This window comes from Nonomuraea sp. NPDC050680, assembly GCF_040654555.1.
Taxonomy (GTDB): domain Bacteria; phylum Actinomycetota; class Actinomycetes; order Streptosporangiales; family Streptosporangiaceae; genus Nonomuraea.
In genome coordinates this window covers 1103639-1120256 of record NZ_JBFAIF010000001.1, presented here as the reverse complement: position 1 = coordinate 1120256, position 16618 = coordinate 1103639, and the positions used below count along the sequence as shown (strand labels likewise).

The window sequence follows — 16618 nt, the reverse complement described above, 5'->3', positions numbered from 1 at the left end:
GCCCAGAGGAAGGGCTTTCTCACTGGTGCACCGCCAGCTCGCCGCGCCTGCGCAGCCGGGTCACCACGAACGCCAGCGCCGCCGTCACCAGCATGAGCAGCACCGACTGCGCCGAGCCGAAGCCGAGGCGGGCGTCGTGGAAGGAGTTCCACAGGATGAGGTAGGCGACGGTCTGCGTCTGACCGGCCGGGCCGCCCGCCGTCAGCGACACCACCAGGTCGTACGTCTTGAGCAGCGTCACCAGCGACAGCACGATGTTGACCGTCACGGACGGGCCCAGGGCGGGCAGCGTCACGTTCCTGAACACCTGAAGGCGGGTCGCGCCGTCGATGCGCGCCGCCTCGATCAAGGAGTGCGGTACGGCCTGCAGCCCGGCAAGGTACAGCACCACGTTGACGCCGAACCCCGCCCACACCAGCACCGCGATCATGGTGATCGTGGCCCAGGTCGGATCGGACAGGAACGGCAGCACCTCGCCGCCCCAGGTGGTCACCAGGTTGTTGACCGCGCCGGTGGTGCCGAGGATCGCCGACCAGAGGAAGCCGACCACGAGGGCGCTGAGCACGTGCGGGTAGAACAGCACGATCCGGAAGAACGTGTTCGCCCTGGAGGCGCCGTTCACCAGGAGGGCGAAGCCGAGGCCCAGGAGGTTGAGCCCGGCCGTGCCCGCCGCCGCGACCAGCAGGGTGACGAGGGCGGCGCGGCGCAGTTCGGGGTCGTCCAGGAGGTTGACGTAGTTGGCGGCGCCGACGAAGGCGGGGTCGGCGCTGAAGCCGTCCCAGTCGGTCAGGCTCAGGTAGAGGGCCAGGCCGACCGGGACGATCAGCATCACGATGTAGAGGACGGTGGCGGGGGCGACCATGATCGCGGTGACCCAGCCGTCGCCTCTCCTGGGTTTCCGCCGCACGACCGCAGTGGTGACGAGGGGCGCTTCCCGGGTGAGCGTCATGAACGGCCGGCCAGCCAGCGGTCCACGCCCTCGGCCACTTCCTTGGGCGACTTGCCCACGTACAGGCCCTGGACCTCGGTGTTCCAGGCGGCGTTGAAGCCCTTGGGCAGGGTCGCGTCCCCGTACCCCTCACCCTGCGCGACCCCGGAGGGGGCGCTGTCGAGGATCTGCTGCACCTGCTTCTCCAGCGGGGTGAACTCGCGCTCCACACCGTTGCGGAAGTTGCCGTCCTGCTTGAGCTGGCTCTTGACCGCAGCCGGGTCGGTGACGAGCCACCGCACCAGCTTGACCGCAGCGTCCTTCTGCGGCGTGGACTTGAGGATCATGTACGGGGCCGCCATCGTGGCGCCCTGGGGGCCCGGGTAACGCAGGCCCTTGTCGACCGGGGCGGGGAAGACGCCGACTTCGAAGTCCTTCTTGGCCTTGGCCTCGGCGGCGGTGAACCAGCTGCCCATGACGTACATCGCCGACTTGCCGGACAGGAACGCGGTCTCGGCGTCGGCGTACTTCATGCCCAGGGCGTTCTTGTCGACGTAGCCCTTGTCGATCCAGGTGCGGTAGCGCTCCAGGAACGGCAGCAGCGACTCGCCCGCCTTGAGCTTGCCGCCCTTGATGTCCTGCTGCCACGTGGGGTGCGCTTGGGCGCGCGACGGACTGGACAGCTGCAGCAGCTGGAGCCCGGTCAGGAACTCGCCGCCGGTCTGCAACGGCAGCGTCCCGGCCGCCTTGAGCTTGCCCATCACCGTGTCGAACTCGTCGAGCGTGGTGGGCGGCTTGTCGATCTCGGCCTTCTCGAACATGGCCTTGTTGTAGAAGACCAGCGACTGCGCCTGCACGCCGACGCCGACCGTGTAGATCTTGCCGTTCAGGCTCGCCTCCTTGACCAGCGGCGTGTCCTTCGTCCACGGCTGGTCGGTCAGGTCGAGCATCTGCTTGGAGAGCGTCTCGTCGGCCGTCAACGTCTCGATCACGTCGGGGGCGTTGCCCGCGGCGAGTTGCTGGGGCAGCGTGTCGGCCACGCCCTTGCCGGTCGGCGCCTCGATCTTGACGTCGATGCCGGGATTGGCCTGCTCGAACGGCTTGACCAGCCCGTCCCAGTACGCCTGGGTGAGGTTCGGGGTGATGTTGACCAGCATCCGCACCGAGACCTGGCCCCCCTCGCTCTGCTTCGCCTGCGAGCCGCCGGCGAAGCCGCCCCCGCCGCAGCCGGCGAGCAGGAGCAGGCCGCCGATGGCGGTCAGGGCGTGAATGGGACGTGGGGAGCGCATCGCACCTCCAGGGGAGACGCCTTTTAATGGGTCGTCACTCGATTAACGATTATTTAATACGTAGGTCACATAGACTCGTCAAGAGCCACGTAAATAGGTTGCGAGCGGATTGCCTGAGTCATAAATACGTTAGGATGGGCGGATGGCTGGACGCGAGGACGGCAAGCGGCTGGTGCTGGGCGCGGAGGAGCTGGCCGCCCTGCGGGCATGGGCGGAGGGGGCCGGCGAAAGCCTGAGCCTACGCAGCCGCATCGTGCTCGCCTGCGCCGAGGGCCTGCCCCGCAACGAGATCGCGGCGCGGCTGGCGGTGAGTCCCGCGACCGTGGCCAAGTGGCGCGACCGGTTCGTCGAACGGGGCCTCGACGGCCTGGCGGATGCCCCGCGCCCCGGCCGCCCGCGCACCGCGGAGCGTCAGGAGGCCGAACGGGTGATCGCCGCCGCGGCCACCGGGCCCGCCGTCCCTTCGACGCGCACGATGGCCAGGCAGCTCGGCCTCTCGCAGTCCACGGTGGCACGCATCTGGCAGGAGCAGCAGGTCGCGCCGCCCGCGGCCCGGCTGGTGCCCAGAGAGCTGCTGTCGGACCGGGTCTACGAGTTGCTGCGCGGCTGGATCGTCGCCGGTGAGCTGGTGGCGGGGCAGCGGCTGGTGGAGTCGGAGATCGCCCGCCGGGTCGGCACCAGCCAGGCCCCGGCCAGGGAGGCGATCAAGCGGCTGGCACACGAGGGCCTGGTCATCTCCTATCCCAACCGGGGCAGCTATGTCGCGGAGATCTCCGACGAGCAGGCCCGCGAGGTCCGCGACATCCGGGTGCTGCTGGAGGAGTACGCCGCCCGCGAGGCCGCCACCCGCGTCCGGCCCGAGACGCTGCGGCAGCTGGCCGGCGACGTGCAGGCCATGCGGCGGGCGGCGGGCGACGGCGACATCGGCGCGTTCCGGGACGCCGACCTGGCCTTCCACCGGCGCGTCTGCGCCGCCTGCGGCAACTCCTTCCTGCTGCGACTGTGGCGGACCATCGAGTCCAACCTGTGGAGCCTGCACGTGGTAGGCAACCCGCTCTACGGTGGCGACTGGGGCGCGATGGCGGGCCACCACGACGACCTGGTGGCGGCGCTGGCCTCAGGCGACCCGGATGAGGCGGCCCGCCTGTTCGCCGCCCACGCCAGGGGCGAGGCGTCCCGCACTCCGCCCCGTACCCGGCCTGGTCAGGCCGACCTTCAGGCCGACCCTCAGGTAGGCGCTCAGGCGGACGCGGTCACCTCGTAGACCCCGTCGCGCCGGGTGTCGAAGACGATCACCCCCGGCTCCGGCCGTTCGGCCTTGACCGGCCTGCCGTGCTCGGTCACCGTGATCTCCTTCGCGGTGCGCAGCGTGAGCTTCCGGCCCAGATCCGAGCGGATCTTCCCGCGCCGTACGGCCCCGCCGGCCCACTCCAGGTCGATCTCGAAGCCGCCCCGGGCCCGCAGCCCGCGGAACGACCCGGCCGGCCAGACCGAGGGCAGCGCCGGCAGCAGGTGCACCTGGTCGCCGTGGCTCTGCAGCAGCATCTCGGTGATCCCCGAGGTCCCGCCGAAGTTGCCGTCGATCTGGAACGGCGGATGCAGGTCGAACATGTTGGGCGCGGTCCGGGCGGGCAGCAGCAGGTTGCTCAGCCGCTTGTACGCCTCGGGCGCGTCCAGCAGCCGAGCCCAGAAGTTGATCTTCCAGGCCAGCGACCAGCCCGCCCCCGCCTCCCCCCGCAGCTCCAGCGTCCGGCGGGCGGCCGTGGCCAGCTCGGGGGACAGGCGCGGGTCGATCTGGTGGCTCGGGAACAGGCCCCACAGGTGGGAGATGTGCCGGCTGCGCGACAACGCCGCGTCACCCCGGTAGTCCTCCTGCCACTCCTGGATCTGGCCGAGGTGACCCACCTGGGTGGGCACCAGCCGGGAGCGGGCCTGTTTCACCTGCTCCCGCATCCCCTCCTCCAGCCGCAGGATCGTCGAGGCCTCCTCGAAGGCGCCGAACAGGTCCCGCAGGATCTGCATGTCCATGGTGGGACCGGCGCAGATGCTGACGTTCTCGCCGCCGTCCTCGTGGTGGCCGACCTCGGGGGAGTGCGAGGGGTTGGTCACCAGGTAGCCGGTCCTGGGGTCGGTCTGCAGCGTGTCCAGGAAGAACTGGACCGAGCCCTTGATCAGCGGGAAGTGCTCGCGCAGCCGCCGCTCGTCGCCCGTGTAGAGATAGTGCTCCCACATCGTCAGGCAGAGCCACGCGCCGCCGCTCGGCCACACGCCGTAGAAGGCGAAGTCGACGGGCGCGGTGCCGCGCCAGCCGTCGGTGTTGTGGTGGGCCACCCAGCCGCCGGCGCCGTACTGCGTCTTGGCGGTCCTGGCCCCCGACTCGGCCAGGTCCTTGATCAGGTCGAACAGCGGCTCCATGCACTCGGTGAGGTTGGCCGGCGCGGCCGGCCAGTAGTTCATCTCGCAGTTGATGTTGATGGTGTACTTCGACTCCCACGCGGGGGTGAGCGAGTCGTTCCAGATGCCTTGCAGGTTGGCGGCATAGCCGGGGGAGCGGGAGCTGGAGATCAGCAGGTAGCGGCCGTACTGGAAGTACAGCGCCGCGAGCTGCGGGTCGGTGTCGAGCTGCTTGCGCGCGATGCGCTCGTCGGTCGGCAGCGCGACGGCCTCCGAGGTGCCCAGGTCGATCGCCACCCGCCCGAACAACCGCTGATAGTCCTGTATGTGCCGATGCGCCAGCACCTCGTACGGCCGTTCGCTCGCCCGCCGCAGATGCCGCTCCGCCACCTGGGCGGGGTCGCCGCCGACGTCCTTGAAGTTGCGGTAGCTGGAGCCCATGGAGATCAGCAACGTGACCTCGTCGGCGCCCTCCACCACCAGCGTGCCGCCGTCGGTACGGACCGTGCCGCCCTTCGCCTCGGCCTTGGCCAGGGCCTGGAAGCGCACCTCGCCCTTCATGCCCTGGGTGTCGCCGCTGACTCCGTCGAGCGCGATCGTGGCCCGGCCGGCCGCGGCCGTGGTGGAGCTCTGCGCGCTGGAGAAGGCCGCCTGGAACGTCACCGCGCCCGCTTTGTCGGCCGTGTGACGGACGACGATGAGCTGGTCGGGGTTGCTGGCGAAGACCTCACGCGTGTGGCGGACGCCGTCGCGCAGGTAGGTCACCGTGGTGACGGCGCGGGTCAGGTCGAGCTCGCGACGGTATTCGGTGAATTGCGCGGACCCCGGGAACGTCAGCGTGAGGTCGCCGAGCACCTGGTAGGGGGCCTGCTCGCTGGGTCTGCCGAGGAACTTCTGGTCGGCCAGGTTCTGCGCCGCCTGCCACTTGTCCTCCCAGACCAGCTGCCTGATCTGCGGGAGGGCGGCCAGCGCCTCGGGGCTGTCGTAATTGTGCGGGCCGCCGGCCCAGATGCTGTCCTCGTTGAGCTGGAGGCGTTCGGTCGCCACGCCGCCGAAGACCATGGCGCCGAGCCGTCCGCAGCCGACCGGTAATGCCTCCAGCCAGGCGGCGGCGGGCCGGCCGTACCACAGAGTGAGAGGGTTGTCCCGCGCGGACGGCTCGGCCAGCGCGGGTCCTGCGGCGAGGCCGCTCGTGATCAGGGAACCGGCGGCGGCTCCCAGCCCGGTCGTGAGCACGCCCCTGCGTGTGTAGCCGTGGGTCACCATTACTCCTCTGGTTTCGCGGAGGTTCTTCGCGGAGGTTCGTTTCGCGGTGGTTAACGCGGATGGGCCAAGGCGGACGTGGGATGTATTAGTACGCTCGATTACCGTCCGCTGTCTAGTTCCCCACGTCCGGCGTATGGGTCTGGCCAGAACATGGGATGTTTGTTAGATTCCAGCTGGCGAACGAGAGGATCAGATGTCCCTGACAGACGAGGCCATCGCCCGGATCCGGCAGCTCATCCTGTCCGGAGACCTGCCGCCCGGCTCGCGGCTGCCGCCAGAACCGCAGCTCGCCGCCCAGCTCGGCGTCTCGCGCAACCCGCTGCGCGAGGCCGTCAAGGCGCTGGTCGTCGCGCGCGTCCTCGACGTGCGCAGGGGCGACGGCACGTACGTCACCAGCCTGGAGCCGGCGCTCCTGCTCGAAGGGCTCGGGATCGCCATCGAGCTGCTGCGTGACGACACGCTCATGGAGGTCATCGAGACCCGGCGCCTGTTCGAGCCGGTCGCCACCGCACTGGCCGCCACCCGGGTGTCCGACGCCCAGCTGGCGGTCATCGGCGAGCAGCTGGCGGCGATGCGGGAGGTCAGTGACGACGTGGAGAAGCTCAACCACTTCGACGCCGCCTTCCACCGCGCGGTCGTGGCCGCGACCGGCAACGAGACGCTGTGCACGCTGCTCGACGGCATCTCCGGCCGGACGACGCGGATGCGGGTGTGGCGCGGGAGCGTGGTGGCGGGCAGCGCGGACCGTACGCTGGCCGAGCATCAGGCGATCTACGACGCCCTCGCCGCGCGGGACGCGCCGCTGGCCCAGGCCGCGGCGCTGATGCACGTCAGCACGACCGAGAGCTGGTTCCGCCTCGTCCTCGCCGCCGAGTCGCCGCGATGACCGGCATGGACACGCCTGGGATAGACGCGCACCACCATGTCTGGGACCTCGGTGGCCGGGCCCACGGCTGGCTGGATGCCGAGAAGCTGGCGCCGATCCGCCGCACGTTCACCCTCGACCGGCTCGCCGAGCACGCGGCCGCGGCGGGAGTGAGCGCGACCGTGCTGGTGCAGGTGCTGCCCGACCTGGCGGAGACCGTGGAGTTCCTGGCCTTGGCCGGGGAGTCCGAGCTGGTGGCGGGGGTCGTGGGCTGGGTCGATCTCACCGCGCCCGCCGTCGCCGAGACGCTGGCCGGCCTGCCCGGCGGGCTGGTGGCGATCCGCCACGGCGTGCAGGCCGAGCCCGACCCCGGCTGGCTCACCCGCCCGGACGTCCGCCGCGGGCTGGCCGCCGTGGCATCGGCGGGTCTGGCCTACGACCTGCTCACGCTGCCGCACCAGCTGCCCGCGGCCATCGAGACGGTGGCCGCGCTGCCCGAGCTGACGTTCGTGCTCGATCACCTGTCCAAGCCGCCCATCGCCTCGGGGCGGCTCGAACCGTGGGCGAGCCGGATCCGGGAGCTGGCCGCATACCCGAACGTGTACTGCAAGCTGTCCGGGATGGTGACCGAGGCCGACTGGGCGTCCTGGCGGGTCGCCGACCTGCGGCCGTACGCCGAGACCGTGCTGGCGGCGTTCGGGCCGGAGCGGGTGATGTTCGGGTCGGACTGGCCGGTCTGCCTGCTCGCGGCCGATTACCAGCGGGTCGTGTCGGTGGCCGAGGAGCTGTGCGCGGGGCTGTCGGCGGGGGAGCGCGCGGACGTCTTCGGCGGTACGGCCCGCCGGGCGTACCGGCTCGGTGACCGCCGGCACCGGGCGCCAGCCGTACCACGCTGTTAATTTTGATCTATGTATCCTCCGATCGAGCCCTACGACCATGGGCATCTCGACACCGGCGACGGCCATCTCGTCTACTGGGAAGTCTGCGGAAACCCCCAGGGCAAGCCCGCGCTCGTCGTCCACGGCGGCCCCGGTTCGGGCTGCACGCCGGGTCAGCGGCGCGGGTTCGATCCCGAGCGTTACCGCATCATCCTGTTCGACCAGCGCAACTGCGGCCGGAGCCTGCCCCACGCCAGTGATCCGGCCACCGATCTGTCCACCAACACCACCCACCACCTGATCGCCGACATGGAACGGCTGCGGGAGCACCTCGGCGTCGACCGATGGCTGCTCTACGGCGGTTCGTGGGGGTCCACGCTCATGCTCGCCTACGCCGAGACGCACCCCGCGCGGGTGTCGGAGATGGTGATCTGCGGCGTCACCATGACCCGCCGCTCCGAGACCGACTGGCTCTACAACGGCGTCGGCCGCTACTTCCCCGAGCAGCGGCAGCGCTTCCGCGAGGGCGTCCCGGAGTCCGACCGCGACGGCGACGTGCTGGCCGCCTACGCACGGCTCATGTCCGATCCTGACCCCGCCGTCCGCGCCAAGGCCGCCCACGACTGGGTGACCTGGGAGGACACGGTGATCTCCATGGAGGTCAACGGCAAGCCGAACGCCTACAGCGACCGGCCGCCCCTGGCTCTCCTGGCCTTCGTACGGATCTGCGCCCACTACTTCTCCAACGCCGCCTGGCTGGAGGAGGGCATCCTGCTGCGCGAGGCGGACAAGCTGGCCGGCATCCCCGGCGTGCTCATCCATGGCCGCTTCGACCTGGGCTCACCGCTGGAGACCTCCTGGGACCTGGCCCAGCGCTGGCCCGACGCGCGACTGGTCGTGGTGGACGACTCGGGCCACACCGGCAGCGGCACCATGCGCGAGCAGGTCATGGCCGCCCTGGACGGCTTCGCGACCTGACCCTCTTCGTCCTTTCCCCCGAAAGGGGTCCCTACCTAGGGTCCTCAGCCACAACGGACCGTCACAGCCCCCACCGCCCTAGTGACGGTCGGCCCCCGGTCGCTTGGCGGCCAAGGCGATCACATCGGCGAGTTCACCCAGCTCAGCGGGCTCCTCGGTGAGGGCGGCGATGGCCAGCCGCAGGTGCGGCCGGCCAGGCCGGATCCGATACCGGCTGCCGGGCGCCGCCGAGATGCCGTGGGCGGCCAGCGTGACCAGGGCCTCCGACTCGTCGTGGACGGGCACCCACAGCACGAGACTGTCCCGGCCCCCGGTGTGCACGCCCCGAGCCGACAGCAGGGTGGCCAGGCTCGCCCGGCGCCGGGCATAGGCGGTCCGGGCCGTCTCCACGATCGACTGCGTGGCGGGGTCGGTGAGCAGGTGGGCCAGGGTGTCCTGGAGGATCCTGCTGGTCCAGCCGGTGCCGTAGCTACGCAGCACGCGTACCCGCTCCACGGCCTCCGCCGCCCCGCCGATGATCGCGAGGCGCAGGTCCGGCCCGTGTGACTTGGAGTACGAGCGCACGAGCACCGTCCGGCCGGGCAGCCGCGTGCCGATGCTGCTGAGAGGCTCGGTGGACAGGTCGCCGATCCCGTCGTCCTCGACGACGAGGGTGTTCGTGGGCTCGAGAAGCCGGGCCAGCTCGGCGGAGCGGCTCTCGGGCACGGCGTAACCGCACGGCGAGTGACCGCGCGGCTGGTACACGAACGCCACCGGGCTGGAGCGCAGGCTTTCGGCGAGCGCGGCCGGGATGGGCCCGTCCTCGTCACAGGCGACGGGGACCACCTCGACGCCGATCATCTCCAGGATGTCGAGCAGCCTGGCCGCGGTGGGCTCCTCGATGGCGACGCGGTCGCCGGGCAGCGCGGTGGTCTGACAGAGCAACTGGACCCCCTCGTACCCGCCGCCGAGCGTCAGCCAGCTCTGCGCCGGGAACGGCCAGGTGGGCTCGACCGCGGCCCTCAGGCGCGGGGTGATCGTCTCGCGGACGTAGCCGTTGAACCCGTCGCCGGAGGTGGCCGTGGCGAGTGCGGCGTCGAGGGGCGGGAGCAGCGCCCGGTCCGGCGCCGCGATGGCGAGGTCGATCGCCAGCCTGCTGCCGAAGTCGCCGATCCGCTCGTAGCGCGCCGGGTGCGGCACGCCAGGAGGTCCGAGCACCACGGTTCCCCGGCGGCCCTCCGTCCCGATCATCCGGTGTTTCCGCAGCTCCGACCAGGCTTCGGCGATCGTGCTCGGGCTGACGCCCAGCGCGCGGGCCAGATTCCGCACGGTGGGCAGCCGTGCGCCGGGTCGCAGCGTGCCCTGCCGGATCAGGTCGATGAGAGAGGTGGCGATGCCGCGCGCGCTCGGCTCGCGAACCTGCTGCCCCAGCCAGGCGGGATCGACCTCCACGAGAACTCCCATCTGACAAAGCTTTGTTCAGGAACAAAGAGCAGCTTGTGTAGCGGATTTCGCTGAACATAAGGTACAGCCCAATACATCACTAAGGGGAGTTTTTGTGACGAAACCTCGCATTCGGCTTGGTCTCCGGGACTGGGATCACCTCGTGCCCGTGGCGACCGGGACGCTGGCGTCCGAGGCGTTCGACCTGGATCTCGATTCCCGGGCGATCACGCCGGACGTGCTGAGCGAGCCCGAGCTGGACGGCGGGGAGACCTCCTTCAGCAGGTACGTCCTGGGCCGGGCCAAGGGTGACGACCGCCTGGTGGGACTGCCCGTCTTCGTGATGCGCGGCTTCCGGCAGCGGTGCGTGCTGGTGCGCCGCGACAGCGAGCTGCGCGAGTTCGCCGAGCTGAAGGGCGCCCGGATCGGCCTGACCGGCTGGCCGGACTCGGGCAACACCTGGACGCGGGCGCTCCTGCGGGCGGCCGGAGTCGATCTCAGCGGGATCCAGTGGACGATCGGCGCCGTGGACGCGCCCGAGCCGGGCAAGGACCGCGTCGGCACGGCGAAGCTGCCGGACAACGTCAGCGTGACCGACGGCTCACTCGCCGAGCAACTCGACGCCGGGCAGCTCGACGCGATCATGACCCCGTTCATGCCCGAGGGCTTCTTCGCCCCCGAGAGCCGCTTCCGTCATCTCCTGCCCGACCACCCGGCGGCCGAGCTCGACTACTACCGCCAGAACGGCTTCGTCCCCGGCATCCACCTGGTGACGCTCAAGCGCGAGGTCGTGGAGCGCCACCCCTTCCTGCCGCAGGCCGTACAGGAGCTCTTCGAGCGCTCCAAGCGGCACTGGCTGGCGCGGCGGCGGCTGCTGACCGACACCACCCCGTGGCTGCTCGCCGATCTGAGCAGGACCCAGGAGGTCTTCGGCGCGGACTGGATGCCGTACGGCACCGCCGCCAACGCCGCCATGACCGCGGCCTTCTGCACCGAACTGCACGCCCAGGGGATCGCCCCCGCCCCCATCGACCCCCAGGAGGTCTTCACCCGATGAGCAACCTGAACAACCTGCGTGTGGCGGTCGGCCAGTTCGCCTCAGCCGAGGACTGGGCGGCCAACCTGAAGACCTGCGGCGACCTCTTCGACGAGGCCGTCGCCGGGAACGCGGACCTGCTGGTGCTCCCGGAAGGGGCGATGGCCCTGTTCGTCGACGATCCGGTACGGATTCGGCAGGCGGCCCAGCCGCTCGACGGGCCGTTCGTCACCGGGCTGGTCGAGCGCACCCGTGGGACGAGCACCACGGTGATCGTCGGCATGCACCAGCCCGCCGAGGACGGCCGGGTGATCAACACGCTGGTCGCGCTGCGCGACGGCGAGATCATCACCATCTACCGCAAGCTGCACCTGTACGACGCCTTCGGCCGGCGCGAGTCGAACAACGTGGTGGCCAGCTCGGACAGCCCCGTCGTCTTCGACTGCGCGGGCTGGAAGATCGGGCTGATGACCTGCTACGACGTCCGGTTCCCCGAGCTGGCCCGGCTCCTGGCCGACCAGGGCGCGCAGGTCGTCGCGCTGCCCGCGGCCTGGGTACGGGGCCCCGCCAAGGAGTGGCACTGGGAGGTCATGGTCACCGCCCGCGCCCTGGAGAACACCTACTACGTGGCCGCGTCCGGCGAGTGCGGCCGGCGCAACATCGGCAACAGCATGTTCGTCGATCCGCTCGGCATCACCCGCGCCCGGCTCGGCGGCGACACGCCCGGTCTGCTCTGGTCCGAAGCCTCGGCCGAAGAGCTCGACCGGGCCCGCGAGAGCCTGCCCGTCCTTGCCAACCGGCGCTTCACTGTCAATCCCCTCCCCACCACCCCCTCGACCGGTCCCTCGACCTCGATCGCCCAAGGAGCGTAATGCGTAAGACCCAAGCCGCCGGTGCCGTCATGGCCGGCGCCCTGCTGCTGGCCGGATGCGGCGCCAACCCGACCGAGAGCCAGGGCGCCGTCGGGGACACCCCCTCCGCGCCCGCCGCCGCCAGCCACGCCAAGGACCAGGCCCTGTTCGACCGCCTGCCCGACAAGGTGAAGACCGCGGGCAAGCTGGTCTCGGTGAACAACGGCTCGTTCCCGCCGTACGAGATCGCCGGCACCGACGGCAAGTCGCTGACCGGTGTCGCGGCCGACCTGTCCGAGGAGCTGGGCGGCCTGCTCGGCGTCAAGATCGAGCACGTGACCGTGGACGGCCTGCCCAGCCAGCTCACCGGCATCGCGGCCGGCCGCTACGACCTGGCCCTCGGGCCGGTGGGCGACTTCCCCGACCGCCAGGCCTCCAACGACTTCGTCGACTGGGTGCAGGAGTTCGTCGTCTTCGCCGTGCCGAAGGGCAACCCGAACAAGATCCAGTCGATCGCCGACACCTGCGGGCTGCGGATCTCCGTGATGGCCGGCGGGTCGGCCGAGAAGGTGATCAAGGCGCAGTCCGACACCTGCGTCAAGGACGGTAAGAAGAAGGTCGAGGTCCAGTCCTACAAGGACCAGCCCACCTCGATCCTCGCGGTCCGCTCCCACCGGGCCGACGCCTTCTTCTCCTCGCAGGCGCCGCTGACTTACTTTGTAAAGCAGTCGGGCGGTGAGCTGGAACTGGCGGCCACCGGCAAGCCCAACGGGTTCGACACCCTCTACCAGGGCGCCGTCGTGGCCAAGGACTCGCCGCTGCGGGATGTGATCAAGGACGGCATCCAGAAGCTGATCGACGACGGGACGTACGAGAAGGTCATGACCAAATGGGGGACCAGCGGCAACATGCTGAAGCAGGCCGGCGTGAACCTGGCGGCGAAGCAGTGACGACCGCCACCGAGCGGCACTCGCCCCCTGAAGTGGATGTCGCGGGGGCGGCGCGGACGCGGCACCCGCTGCGCTGGGTGGCCTCGATCATCCTGCTGATCCTCGCCGCCCAGCTGGTGAACCTGCTGGTCACCAATCACAACTTCAAGTGGGACGTGGTCGCGCGCTACTTCAACGCGCAGGTCATCGGGGCGGGCATCATCACGACGCTCTACCTCACGGTGATCGCCATGGCCGTCGGCGTGATCCTGGGGGTGGTCGTGGCGATGGGGCGGCTCTCCCAGAACCCGATCGCGCGGATCGTCTCCGGGCTCTATGTCTGGTTCTTCCGTGGTACGCCGGTGCTGGTGCAGCTCGTGCTCTGGTACAACCTGTCCGCTCTGATGCCGGAGATCTCATTCGGCATCCCGTTCGGCCCGGAGTTCCTCACGGCCGACACCAACAAGCTGATCACGCCGCTGCTGGCCGCCATCCTCGGGCTCGGGCTCAACGAGGGCGCCTACATGGCGGAGATCATCCGAGGCGGCCTGATGTCCGTCGACCCCGGCCAGACCGAGGCCGCGTCGGCGCTCGGCATGAGCCGCGGGCGGACCTTCCGCCGGATCGTCCTGCCGCAGGCGATGCGCTTCATCGTGCCGCCGACCGGCAGCCAGGTCATCAGCATGCTGAAGGCCACCTCGCTGGTCAGCGTCATCGCCCTGGCCGACCTGTTGTACACCGTGCAGGCGATCTACAACCGCACCTTCCAGACCATCCCGCTGCTGATCGTGGCCTGCGTCTGGTACCTGGTGATCACGTCGATCCTGTACGTCGGCCAGTCCTTCATCGAGCGCCACTACGCGCGCGGCGCCACGCGGAACGCTCCCCAGAGCTTCTGGAGCTTCCTGATGTTCCGGCGGCGGCAGCCGGCGCCGGTCCCGACCCGCGAGGAGACGCCATCATGAGCACGCCCATGGTGCACGCCCGGGCCGTACGCAAGAGCTTCGGCCACCTGGAGGTGCTCAAAGGCATCGACCTGAGCGTCGAGCGGGGGGAGGTCGTCGTCATCCTCGGTCCTTCCGGCTCGGGTAAGTCGACGTTCCTGCGGTGCGTCAACCACCTGGAGACCATCGACGGCGGCGCCATCCACGTCGACGGCGAGCTGATCGGCTTCCGCGCCACCGGCGGGCGGGTGCACCACCTGGGCGATCGGGACATCACCCGCCAGCGCCGGGAGATCGGCATGGTCTTCCAGCAGTTCAACCTGTTCCCGCACTTCACCGTGGTGCAGAACATCATGGAGGCGCCCGTCGGCGTGCGCGGCGAATCCCGCGCGCAGGCCCGTACGCGGGCTCTGGCCCTGCTGGAGCGGGTCGGCCTGGCGGACAAGACGAACAGCTACCCCCGCCAGTTGTCCGGCGGCCAGCAACAGCGGGTCGCCATCGCCCGCGCGCTGGCCATGCAGCCCAAGCTGATGCTCTTCGACGAGCCGACCAGCGCGCTGGACCCCGAGCTGGTGGGCGAGGTGCTGGCCACCATGAAGGGCCTGGCCACCGACGGCCTCACCATGATCGTTGTCACGCACGAAGTGGGCTTCGCCCGCGAGGTGGCCGATCGGGTGGTGTTCATGGACGACGGGGTCATCGTGGAGGCGGGGCCGCCCGCCGAGGTGCTCGACAACCCGCAGAACCCGCGCACCCGCGCCTTCCTCAGCAAGGTCCTCTGAGGTCAGGCCCCGGCCTGATCGGAGGTCGTCGTGTTACTGATGAACGTGGCGCTGAGCGCGTTCGTCGGCATCGAGAGCGGCTTCAACCGTCGGTGTGGGGGGGTGCTGACACCGGCAGGGCGTGCGGCCATCGAACGGGCGGCACCGGCTCACGTGGGCACCGTGCGCAGACTCGTCTTCGACTCGCTCTCCGACGAGGAGCTCGACAGCCTCGCCGCCATCACCGACAAGGTGCTCACCCAGTTGGAGCGGGACGCGACGCCTTGAGCGCGGCAAATCCCCGCGTTGGTGCATGGCGGCGGGTACGTCGGCGGCGAATCGGGCGACCTCCCCGGCCGAAGGGGTCAGGCGGGCAAGTCGGCGTAGACGTCGTGCAGCATGCCGGTGGCCTGGCCGACCTCGATGAGGTGCCCGTCCGGGTCACGCATGTAGCAGCGGATCTCGGCCTTGCGGTCGATCGGCTCGGTGAGGAACCGGGCGCCGAGCGACGTCGCGTGCGTGTGGAAGGCGGCGATGTCGGCGACTCGGACGTTCATGAACGCGGTCACCGGGTCGCCGGGCTCGGGCGCCCGCAGCGTGACGTCCGGTTTGTCCGGGGTGGGGCCGCCGCCGGGGTTCATGATGATCCAGGTGTTGGCGACCTTCACGATCGCCGGGTTCTCTTCAAGGACGACCTCGCCGCCCAGGACGTCCGCGTAGAACGCGCGCGAGCGGGCCACGTCCCGGACGGTCAGGAAGTGCGTGACCACGAGCCCCTCGACGGGCGCGGGCAGCTGTTCGCGGTCGACCATGCTCATCCCCTCACATCGCCGTCCCCTCGGCGGATCGGTCGTGCGCCGTTCTCGCGCAAGGGCGGTTATACCCGGCCGGGCGGGGGGCTAGTCCCGTCGAGAATGCCGAGGCCGGCCAGACGTTTGAGCTTGAGGGCGGCGTAGAGCTCCGGGTCGCTCGAAGCGCGGATGATGAGCTCCGGTCGGAGCAGCTCGGTCTCACCCTGCTCGCCCTCGAGGACCCGTACGAGCTGGTGCAGCCCGCGGCGGCCCATCTCGTGCATGGGGGAGCGGACCGAGGTGAGCGGGACCGGCAGCTCGGCGGCGAGCGGGGTGTCGTTGAAGCCCACGACCGCGATGTCCGCCCCGACCCGCAGCCCGTGGTCGCGCAGCGCGCCGATCGTGCCGATGGCGCCGAAGTCGTTCACCACGAAGATCGCTGACGGGAGCGGGCCCGTCGCGAGCAGGCGTTCGGCCCCTTCGTGGCCGCCGCGCGCGTCGAAGCGCGAGTGCACGATCCGGTGCTCGGGGATCGGGAGCCCGGCCTCGCGGAATCTCTCGACGAAGCCGCTGGTGCGGTCGATGCCGGTGCTCGCGTACGGCTCGCCGGCGACGATCGCCACATCCTCGTGCCCGAGCCCGAGAAGGTGCTCCGCGGCCATCCGGCCGCCGAGACGGTCGTCGCAGACCACCGCCGGGTGCCGCCCGGCCCGCCGGTTGACCAGCGTGAACGGGACGCCGCGGGCGGCGACCTCGTCGAGGAAGCCCGTGTCCGCGTGCGCGTCGCCGAAGATCATGCCATCGACGCGGCGGCCGAGGACCATCTCCGTCCGGGCGCGCTGGACGTCGGGCAGATCGCGCGTGTTGGTGACGAACGTCGACAGCCCCTGCGCGGCGGCGGCCTCCTCGATGCCCTCGTAGATGGTCGCGAGCACCACGTCGGACAGCCGGGGGACCAGCACGCCGATCAGGTTGCTGCGCTGGGTGCGCAGGCTCATCGCGTGCGGGTTGCGCTGGTAGCCGAGCTCGTCGGCGAGCTTGCGGACGCGTTCCACGGTAGGGCTCGACGCCGCCCGCAGACCTTCGCCGGGCTTGGCGTGCAGCACTCGCGACACCGTGGAGACGTGCAGGCCGAGTTGGTCGGCGATCATCTGCAGCGTAACCGGCCGCGCCCTCTTCGCACCCAATGTCCCTCGGCTTTCGGCTGGGGTTTTCTTGATTTTAACGTGAAGTTCTTGACATCTCGTAGGCGCAGGTCAGATGCTACCAAACGTTTGGCGCAAACG

At 70.3% G+C, this 16618-nt stretch carries 16 protein-coding genes; 10 read left to right on the top strand and 6 right to left on the bottom strand.

The features are described 5' to 3' along the window. Nucleotides 1-19: 19 nt before the first annotated feature. Both AB0H88_RS05150 and AB0H88_RS05145 read right to left on the bottom strand, forming a co-directional pair. A complete protein-coding gene (locus tag AB0H88_RS05150; protein ID WP_357641426.1) occupies nucleotides 20-949 on the bottom strand; it encodes a sugar ABC transporter permease in 930 nt (309 codons plus the stop codon). Next, on the bottom strand, nucleotides 946-2217 hold the full coding sequence (locus tag AB0H88_RS05145; RefSeq protein ID WP_357641424.1) for an extracellular solute-binding protein: 1272 nt from the start codon (nucleotides 2215-2217) through the stop codon (nucleotides 946-948). The genes AB0H88_RS05150 and AB0H88_RS05145 overlap by 4 nt, the downstream gene beginning before the upstream one ends. Before the next feature lie 142 nt (nucleotides 2218-2359). Between AB0H88_RS05145 and AB0H88_RS05140 the strand changes: the two genes are divergently transcribed. Next, nucleotides 2360-3481 (top strand): FCD domain-containing protein, encoded by a 1122-nt coding sequence (locus AB0H88_RS05140; protein ID WP_357641422.1) that lies wholly within the window; start codon nucleotides 2360-2362, stop codon nucleotides 3479-3481. Here AB0H88_RS05140 and AB0H88_RS05135 read toward each other — a convergent pair. Continuing rightward, a complete protein-coding gene (locus AB0H88_RS05135; protein ID WP_357641420.1) occupies nucleotides 3457-5877 on the bottom strand; it encodes a glycoside hydrolase family 95 protein in 2421 nt (806 codons plus the stop codon). The genes AB0H88_RS05140 and AB0H88_RS05135 overlap by 25 nt on opposite strands. 193 nt (nucleotides 5878-6070) lie before the next feature. Between AB0H88_RS05135 and AB0H88_RS05130 the strand changes: the two genes are divergently transcribed. The 3 genes from AB0H88_RS05130 to pip are packed head-to-tail and all read left to right on the top strand — an operon-like array spanning nucleotide 6071 to nucleotide 8598. After that, a complete protein-coding gene (locus AB0H88_RS05130) occupies nucleotides 6071-6763 on the top strand; it encodes a FadR/GntR family transcriptional regulator (protein WP_357641418.1) in 693 nt (230 codons plus the stop codon). Next, nucleotides 6760-7641, top strand: coding sequence for an amidohydrolase family protein (locus tag AB0H88_RS05125; protein WP_357641416.1), 882 nt, complete (start codon nucleotides 6760-6762; stop codon nucleotides 7639-7641). The genes AB0H88_RS05130 and AB0H88_RS05125 overlap by 4 nt, the downstream gene beginning before the upstream one ends. A 9-nt stretch (nucleotides 7642-7650) precedes the next feature. Further along, nucleotides 7651-8598 (top strand): prolyl aminopeptidase, encoded by a 948-nt coding sequence (pip, locus tag AB0H88_RS05120; protein ID WP_357641414.1) that lies wholly within the window; start codon nucleotides 7651-7653, stop codon nucleotides 8596-8598. Nucleotides 8599-8676: 78 nt separating this feature from the next. On the opposite strand, the gene AB0H88_RS05115 is transcribed toward pip, so the two are convergent. Beyond that, nucleotides 8677-10041, bottom strand: coding sequence for an aminotransferase class I/II-fold pyridoxal phosphate-dependent enzyme (locus AB0H88_RS05115; RefSeq protein WP_357641413.1), 1365 nt, complete (start codon nucleotides 10039-10041; stop codon nucleotides 8677-8679). Nucleotides 10042-10183: 142 nt separating this feature from the next. Here AB0H88_RS05115 and AB0H88_RS05110 point away from each other — a divergent pair, with 142 nt between their 5' ends. The 6 genes from AB0H88_RS05110 to AB0H88_RS05085 are packed head-to-tail and all read left to right on the top strand — an operon-like array spanning nucleotide 10184 to nucleotide 14829. Further along, nucleotides 10184-11077, top strand: a complete 894-nt coding sequence (locus AB0H88_RS05110) for a hypothetical protein (RefSeq protein WP_357641411.1) — start codon at nucleotides 10184-10186, stop codon at nucleotides 11075-11077. Further along, nucleotides 11074-11928 carry a nitrilase-related carbon-nitrogen hydrolase gene (locus tag AB0H88_RS05105; RefSeq protein WP_357641409.1) on the top strand — a complete coding sequence of 285 codons (855 nt, stop codon included), beginning with the start codon at nucleotides 11074-11076 and terminating at the stop codon, nucleotides 11926-11928. Before AB0H88_RS05110 ends, AB0H88_RS05105 begins: the two co-directional genes overlap by 4 nt. Further along, nucleotides 11928-12857: an ABC transporter substrate-binding protein gene (locus AB0H88_RS05100; RefSeq protein WP_357641407.1), complete on the top strand. Its 930-nt coding sequence runs from the start codon at nucleotides 11928-11930 to the stop codon at nucleotides 12855-12857. The genes AB0H88_RS05105 and AB0H88_RS05100 overlap by 1 nt, the downstream gene beginning before the upstream one ends. Continuing rightward, on the top strand, nucleotides 12854-13801 hold the full coding sequence (locus AB0H88_RS05095) for an amino acid ABC transporter permease (protein ID WP_357641405.1): 948 nt from the start codon (nucleotides 12854-12856) through the stop codon (nucleotides 13799-13801). The genes AB0H88_RS05100 and AB0H88_RS05095 overlap by 4 nt, the downstream gene beginning before the upstream one ends. Continuing rightward, a complete protein-coding gene (locus AB0H88_RS05090) occupies nucleotides 13798-14562 on the top strand; it encodes an amino acid ABC transporter ATP-binding protein (RefSeq protein ID WP_357641403.1) in 765 nt (254 codons plus the stop codon). Before AB0H88_RS05095 ends, AB0H88_RS05090 begins: the two co-directional genes overlap by 4 nt. Nucleotides 14563-14592: 30 nt before the next feature. Continuing rightward, nucleotides 14593-14829 carry a hypothetical protein gene (locus tag AB0H88_RS05085; RefSeq protein WP_357641401.1) on the top strand — a complete coding sequence of 79 codons (237 nt, stop codon included), beginning with the start codon at nucleotides 14593-14595 and terminating at the stop codon, nucleotides 14827-14829. A 77-nt stretch (nucleotides 14830-14906) separates the two neighbouring features. Here AB0H88_RS05085 and AB0H88_RS05080 read toward each other — a convergent pair whose 3' ends face one another. Together AB0H88_RS05080 and AB0H88_RS05075 are read right to left on the bottom strand one after the other, a co-directional pair. Next, nucleotides 14907-15359, bottom strand: a complete 453-nt coding sequence (locus AB0H88_RS05080; RefSeq protein WP_357641399.1) for a VOC family protein — start codon at nucleotides 15357-15359, stop codon at nucleotides 14907-14909. A gap of 59 nt (nucleotides 15360-15418) precedes the next feature. After that, nucleotides 15419-16483: a substrate-binding domain-containing protein gene (locus tag AB0H88_RS05075; RefSeq protein ID WP_357641397.1), complete on the bottom strand. Its 1065-nt coding sequence runs from the start codon at nucleotides 16481-16483 to the stop codon at nucleotides 15419-15421. Nucleotides 16484-16618: the final 135 nt, after the last annotated feature.

Bases quoted from the DNA above. Each gene is read 5' to 3' on its own strand.
- AB0H88_RS05150 (WP_357641426.1), bottom strand. From the start codon at position 949: ATGACGCTCACCCGGGAAGCGCCCCTCGTCACCACTGCGGTCGTGCGG.
- AB0H88_RS05145 (WP_357641424.1), bottom strand. From the start codon at position 2,217: ATGCGCTCCCCACGTCCCATTCACGCCCTGACCGCCATCGGCGGCCTG.
- AB0H88_RS05140 (WP_357641422.1), top strand. From the start codon at position 2,360: ATGGCTGGACGCGAGGACGGCAAGCGGCTGGTGCTGGGCGCGGAGGAG.
- AB0H88_RS05135 (WP_357641420.1), bottom strand. From the start codon at position 5,877: ATGGTGACCCACGGCTACACACGCAGGGGCGTGCTCACGACCGGGCTG.
- AB0H88_RS05130 (WP_357641418.1), top strand. From the start codon at position 6,071: ATGTCCCTGACAGACGAGGCCATCGCCCGGATCCGGCAGCTCATCCTG.
- AB0H88_RS05125 (WP_357641416.1), top strand. From the start codon at position 6,760: ATGACCGGCATGGACACGCCTGGGATAGACGCGCACCACCATGTCTGG.
- pip (WP_357641414.1), top strand. From the start codon at position 7,651: ATGTATCCTCCGATCGAGCCCTACGACCATGGGCATCTCGACACCGGC.
- AB0H88_RS05115 (WP_357641413.1), bottom strand. From the start codon at position 10,041: ATGGGAGTTCTCGTGGAGGTCGATCCCGCCTGGCTGGGGCAGCAGGTT.
- AB0H88_RS05105 (WP_357641409.1), top strand. From the start codon at position 11,074: ATGAGCAACCTGAACAACCTGCGTGTGGCGGTCGGCCAGTTCGCCTCA.
- AB0H88_RS05100 (WP_357641407.1), top strand. From the start codon at position 11,928: ATGCGTAAGACCCAAGCCGCCGGTGCCGTCATGGCCGGCGCCCTGCTG.
- AB0H88_RS05090 (WP_357641403.1), top strand. From the start codon at position 13,798: ATGAGCACGCCCATGGTGCACGCCCGGGCCGTACGCAAGAGCTTCGGC.
- AB0H88_RS05080 (WP_357641399.1), bottom strand. From the start codon at position 15,359: ATGAGCATGGTCGACCGCGAACAGCTGCCCGCGCCCGTCGAGGGGCTC.
- AB0H88_RS05075 (WP_357641397.1), bottom strand. From the start codon at position 16,483: ATGATCGCCGACCAACTCGGCCTGCACGTCTCCACGGTGTCGCGAGTG.